The organism is Streptomyces sp. NPDC004031, assembly GCF_053604375.1.
The window spans coordinates 1-5,478 of record NZ_JBSGHL010000123.1 but is presented as its reverse complement, the minus strand read 5'-3'; the positions used below and the strand labels follow the sequence as shown (position 1 = coordinate 5,478).

Genomic DNA, 5,478 nt, shown 5'->3' with positions numbered 1-5,478 from the left:
GAGTGTCTGGTTATAAGAGGTTTCCTATTCTTATGGGGCCGCGCGGCCGGCCGCTCCCGGGGCGGCCCGGGGGGCCCGCCCGGCCGGGCGGCACACGGCGGACGGGCCGTCAGTGGACCAGCAGGTAGACGTAGCCGCCGGAGCTCTGGCACAGGAAGTTCGGGCCCCAGAGGTTGTAGCCGGCGACCCCGGCGGCCTGGCACTGGTCGTAGGTGTAGTAGACGCCCTGGGTGCGCCACTCACCCGCCGCGTGGGCGGAGGTCGCGGTGGCGAGGGGGGCGAGGACGGCGGCCGCGGCGGCGGCGACGGCGGCCGTTGCGATACGTCGCTTCACGTGCCAACTCCTTTTGTGTCGAGACGTGCTGACATAACGTCATATCTCATGGGAGGTGGTGCGATGTCGCTCGCATGCTAGCCGCCGCCGCACCCAGAGGTCCAGACCAATAGGAAGCCTCGTTCGCCCCCTTCCCCGCACCCGCCCCGCCGTTCACTGCGGCCTCGGGAGCCGACGCCGCCGCAGCAGGCCGGGGAGGGTCACGAGCGCGCCGAGCACCAGCACGGACGCGCCGACGACGCGCAGCCCGGTGTCCGCAGCCGTGACGAACGCGGCGACGACCGCGGGACGGTGCGCCGGGCCCGCCACGGCCAGCGCCTGGGCGACGGTGTGCGGGTCGCCGTGCGCGCGGACGGCCTCCGGCAGGGCCGCGGTGAAACGCGCGGTCAGGACGGTGCCGATGACCGCGACGCCCAGCGCGCTGCCGAACTCCCGGGTCGTCGCCTGGAGTCCGGCGCCCACGCCCGCCCGGTCCGGCGGCAGCGAGCCCGCGATGGCGCCCGAGAGCGTGGGCAGCGCGAGGGCCACGCCGACGCCGGTGACGACGAGCCAGCAGGCGTACACCGCGTACGGCGTGCCGGTGCCGCCGCCGGACAGGCCCAGCAGCCCGCCGCCGGTGAAGGCGAAGGCGAGCGCGGTGGTCGCGTCCAGCCCGATCCGCCGGACGAGGGCGCCGGTGTACCGGGCGGCGACGATGACCGGCCCGGTCAGCGGGATCACGCCGAGCCCGGTGCGCAGCACCCCGAACCCCTTGCCGTACTGGAGGAAGGAGGCGTTGACGTAGAAGAGGGCGAACATCCCGAAGAAGACGGCCGTCATGCCCAGGCAGGCGGCGCGTAGCCCGGACACGCGCAGCAGCCGCGGGTCGAACAGCGGGTCCGCGACGCGCAGCTCCACCAGCGTCCACGCGGTGAACAGCAGGGCGGCTCCCGCGAAGCCACCGATCACGACCGGGCTCCCCCAGCCGGACTCCGGGCCCTGCACGATGCCGGTCAGCAGCGCCACGGACGCGGCGACCAGCAGCGCCGTGCCTGGCGGGTCCAGGCGGCGGGTGTGCCGGGCGGAGACCGGGACGAGGCGCGCGGTGAGCGCGGCCAGCAGCAGCGCGGCGGGCACACCCGCGGTGAACAGCCAGCGCCACGACCCCGCGTCCAGCACCGCGCCGCCCCCGACGTTGCCCGCGACCCCGCCGACGCCGGTCATCGCGGCCCAGGTCGCGACGGCCGCGCCCGCGCGCTCGCGCGGCACCGCGTGCAGCAGCACCGCGAGGGTGTTGGGCAGCACGGCCGCGGCGCCGACACCGGTGACCGCGCGCCCGGCGAGCAGCAGCGGCAGCCCGGGGGCGAGGGCCGACAGCAGCGCGCCGCACGCGAAGAGCACGAGTCCGGCGAGCAGCACGCCCTTGCGGCCGAACCGGTCGCCGGCCGCGCCGCCGGGTATGACCAGGCACGCGAAGACCACCACATAGGTGTCGACGATCCAGACCAGCGCGGACGCCGACGGGTGCAGGGCGCTCGCCGCGAGCATCGGGACGGTGAGGTTGACGGCGGCGACCGTGCCGACGACGAGGACGACGCAGGCGCACATCAGCGCGAGCGCCGCGCCCTGGCGGCGCGCGGGCGGCGCGGCGGGCGGTACCGGGGGCGGGGCCGCGGGCGCGCGGTCCGCGGGGCGTTCGAGTCCGTTGGTTCCCATGCCCGCGACGCTAGAAAGAGCCGGCACTTTCCCGCCACGCAACTTTGACAAGCCACCGTTGCGCGGCGCGCAATCTACACTCCCCGTATGACCGTTCCGTCCGCCGAACTCGACCTCAACCTCCTGCGGGTCTTCGACGCCCTGCTGGCCGAGTCGAGCGTGACGGCCGCCGCCGAGCGGCTGCACCTGTCCGTCCCGGCGACCAGCCGCGCCCTCGCCCGGCTGCGGCGGGCCATGGGTGACCCGGTGCTGGTGCGGGCCGGGCGCGGCATGGCGCCGACGCCGTACGCGCTGCGCGTCGCACCGCGGGTGCGCTCGCTGCTGGACGAGGCCGCTGTGCTGGTCAGCGCGGACCGCGAGGTCAGGCCCGCGGACCTGGAGCGCACCTTCACCGTCCGGATCAACGACGGGGTGGCCGCGACGCTCGCGGCCGCGGCCGTGGCGGCGATCTCGGCGGCCGCGCCGGGCGTGGTGCTGCGGTTCGTGGCCGAGGGCGCCGAGAGCGTGGAGGCGCTGCGGGACGGCAGCATCGATCTGGACATCGGCGTCGGCGAGGACGCGGCGCCCGACGTCCGGTCGGCGCCGCTCTACCGCGAGCAGGTCGTCGCGGTGGTGCGCGCCACGAGCCCGCTGGGCCGCGGGCGTCCGCCGACCCTGCGGGAGCTGTGCGGGCCCCCGCACGTGTCGGCCTCCCGCCGGGGACGCGGCCGGGGCCCGCTCGACGACGTCCTGGAGGCGGCGGGGCTGCGCCGCCGGGTCGCCGTCGTGGTGCCGACCTTCGCGGTGGCGGCGCTGCTGGTGGCGTCCAGCCCGTACGTGGGGCTGGTGCCGCGGCGGCTGGCCGAGTCGTACGCGGACGGGCTGGGGCTGCGCTGGTTCCCCGTCCCGGCGCCGCTGCCCGCCATCGACGTGCGCCAGCAGTGGCACGCCCGGCTCGACGCCGACCCCGCCCACCGCTGGCTGCGCACGACCCTGGCCGCCGCCCTGGACTGACGTCCGGTCAGCCGAGCGGTCCGGCCCCCCTTCCCGCCGCCGCGCCCCGCACCAGGACGGCGAGGGTGCTGCGGGCCGCGCCGCGCAGGGCGGGGCGGCGTGCGAATGTCGCGGTGAAGGCGAGGACGGAGACCGTGCCGCCGTAAAGGACGGCGGCCACTGCGGAGAGGAGCCCGATCACCATCGGGCACGCACCCTTCTTCCCCCACTCGGCCCGCCCGGGAACGAAGAGCCGGGGCGGGCGACGATGCGTCCTCCCCAGGATACCCGCGCCGTCAACTCCCCCGCGAGGTACGGGAGTAGCCTGCACCCCATGCCGTTCCCCGATGAGCTGGGCCGCCCGCTCGCGGTGGTCGGGCACCGGCCGGAGTGGGCCGCGGAGTTCGAACGGATCGCCGCGCCGCTGCGGGAGGCGCTGGGCGGCGCCGCGCTCGCGATCGACCATGTGGGCTCCACGTCCGTGCCGGGGCTGGCCGCCAAGGACTGCGTGGACGTGCAGGTGCGGGTGCGGTCGCTGACCGGGCAGGACGACGAGCGGTACGCCGCGCCGCTCGCCGCGCTCGGCTTCCGCCGCCGCCCCGAGCCGTGGAACCGCGCCGAGGTCTGCGGCGGCCGGGAGTGCCGCAAGCTGGTCTTCGCGCCACCCGTCGGCGCCCGCTCCTGCAACGTCCACCTGCGCGCGTACGACGGGCCCAACACCCGCTTCGCGCTGCTCTTCCGGGACTACCTGCGCGCGGACGCCGAATCCCGGCAGGCATGGGGTGACTTCAAGCAGCGGCTCGCGCTCGCCGTACCTGACCTGTCCGGCTACGGGCAGATCAAGGCGCCCGCGACGCTGGTGCTGATGGCGGCGGCCGAGCGCTGGGCCGCCGCCACCGGCTGGCGCGTCCCGCCGCCCGCTACGCCCGGTCCTCCACCACGTCCGCGACCACGCAGCTGACGTTGTCGGGGCCGCCGCGGCCGTTGGCGAGGCCGACGAGTTCGCGTACCGCGGGCTCGGGTTCCGCCCCCGAGGCGAGGATCCGGTGGATCTCCTCGGTGGGCACGGCGGCCGGCAGTCCGTCGGAGCACAGCAGGTAGCGGTCGCCGCGCCGGGCGTCCTGGAGCCTCAGATCCGCGGTGGCGTCCGCGCCGCCGCCGAGCGCCCGCACCAGCAGCGCCCGCTGCGGGTGGGAGGCGGCCTCGTCGGGGCTCAGCCGCCCGTCGTCGATCATCGCCTGCACCGCGGTGTGGTCGTGCGTGATGCGGAACAGCTCCCCGTCCCGCAGCAGGTAGACACGGGAGTCGCCGATGTGGACGAGGGCGAGCTGCGAACCGGTCCACAGCATCGCGGTGAGCGTGGTCCCGGACCCGGCGGCGTCGGCGGCCGCGGCGGCGCCGCGCACGGCCCGTCCGGCCTGCTCGACGGCGTCCTCCAAAGCGCCCAGCAGCTCGCCCGCCGGGAGGGCGGCGGCGTCCAGGTGCTCGAACGCGCCGACGGCGGCGGCGCTCACGGGGCCGCCCGCGCCGCCGTAGCCGTCGGCGACGGCCAGCAGCCGGGAACCGGCGTAGGCGGTGTCCTGGTTGCGCTCGCGGACCAGGCCGCGGTCGGAGAGGGCGGCGTAGCGGATGGCGAGCGGTGCGGTGGCGGCGGTCATGGACGGGTCCTTCCCCGAGAGGTGGCCGACGAGGAAGGCGGCGAGGTCGCGCCGCGCGGCGGTGTCGGCCTCGACTGCGGCCCAGAAGGCGCGTACCTCCTGCGCGGCCTGCCCCTCCGGAAGGGCACAGACGTGCCGGATGCGGGCCAGCGGCATGCCGAGGCGCCGCAGCCACGCCACGAGCCGGGCCTGCTCCAGCTGTCCGGGCGCGTAGTAGCGGTAGCCGGTGGCCGGGTCGACACGCGCGGGGGTCAGCAGGCCCAGCTCGTCGTAGAGGCGCAGTGCCTTGGGCGAGAGCCGGGAGGCCCGCGCGAACGCGCCGATGGTCAGCAGTCCCATGCCCGCCCTCCTCGTACCGGGCGGTGCCGCCCGGCCCGTCCGATGCTGGGTCCTCCCCCAGGGTGAAGGTCAACAGGCCCGGCGGGGAAGGTCAGACGGCCGGCGGCGGGGTGGTGCGGAAGCGGTGGATGGCGTCGGCGTGCCGGGCCCGCAGCTCCTCGTCGCGCACGCCGAGACCCTCGCGGGGGGCCAGGCACAGCACGCCGACCTTGCCGTGGTGCAGGTTGCGGTGCACGTCGTACGCGGCCTGGCCGGTCTGCGCCAGCGGGTAGACGCGGGAGAGGGTGGGGTGGATGCGGCCCTTCGTCACAAGGCGGTTGGCCTCCCACGACTCGCGGTAGTTGGCGAAGTGGGTGCCGACGACGCGCTTGAGGGACATCCACAGGTAGCGGTTGTCGTATTCGTGGGTGTAGCCGGAGGTGGAGGCGCAGGTGACGACGGTGCCGCCCTTGCGGGTGACGTAGACGCTGGCGCCGAAGG

At 76.0% G+C, this 5,478-nt stretch carries 6 protein-coding genes and 1 pseudogene; 2 read left to right on the top strand and 5 right to left on the bottom strand.

The features are described from left to right. Window positions 1-109: 109 nt before the first annotated feature. Window positions 110-334, bottom strand: a complete 225-nt coding sequence (locus ACWERV_RS36405; RefSeq protein WP_452941143.1) for a hypothetical protein — start codon at window positions 332-334, stop codon at window positions 110-112. A gap of 153 nt (window positions 335-487) precedes the next feature. Then, complete coding sequence (locus tag ACWERV_RS36400; RefSeq protein WP_452941141.1) at window positions 488-2,029, bottom strand: MFS transporter; 1,542 nt, start codon at window positions 2,027-2,029, stop codon at window positions 488-490. 87 nt (window positions 2,030-2,116) lie between these two features. Here ACWERV_RS36400 and ACWERV_RS36395 point away from each other — a divergent pair, with 87 nt between their 5' ends. Beyond that, window positions 2,117-3,022: a LysR family transcriptional regulator gene (locus ACWERV_RS36395; RefSeq protein WP_452941139.1), complete on the top strand. Its 906-nt coding sequence runs from the start codon at window positions 2,117-2,119 to the stop codon at window positions 3,020-3,022. A gap of 7 nt (window positions 3,023-3,029) precedes the next feature. Here ACWERV_RS36395 and ACWERV_RS36390 read toward each other — a convergent pair whose 3' ends face one another. After that, window positions 3,030-3,206, bottom strand: coding sequence for a hypothetical protein (locus tag ACWERV_RS36390; RefSeq protein WP_398183875.1), 177 nt, complete (start codon window positions 3,204-3,206; stop codon window positions 3,030-3,032). Between the two features lie 129 nt (window positions 3,207-3,335). Between ACWERV_RS36390 and ACWERV_RS36385 the strand changes: the two genes are divergently transcribed. Next, entirely contained in the window at window positions 3,336-3,962 is a 627-nt protein-coding gene (locus tag ACWERV_RS36385; RefSeq protein ID WP_452941137.1) for a GrpB family protein, read from the top strand. On the opposite strand, the gene ACWERV_RS36380 is transcribed toward ACWERV_RS36385, so the two are convergent. Together ACWERV_RS36380 and ACWERV_RS36375 are read right to left on the bottom strand one after the other, a co-directional pair. Then, on the bottom strand, window positions 3,922-4,998 hold the full coding sequence (locus ACWERV_RS36380; RefSeq protein WP_452941135.1) for a MerR family transcriptional regulator: 1,077 nt from the start codon (window positions 4,996-4,998) through the stop codon (window positions 3,922-3,924). The genes ACWERV_RS36385 and ACWERV_RS36380 overlap by 41 nt on opposite strands. Window positions 4,999-5,089: 91 nt before the next feature. Beyond that, window positions 5,090-5,478, bottom strand: a pseudogene (locus tag ACWERV_RS36375) (crotonyl-CoA carboxylase/reductase); the annotation flags it as partial.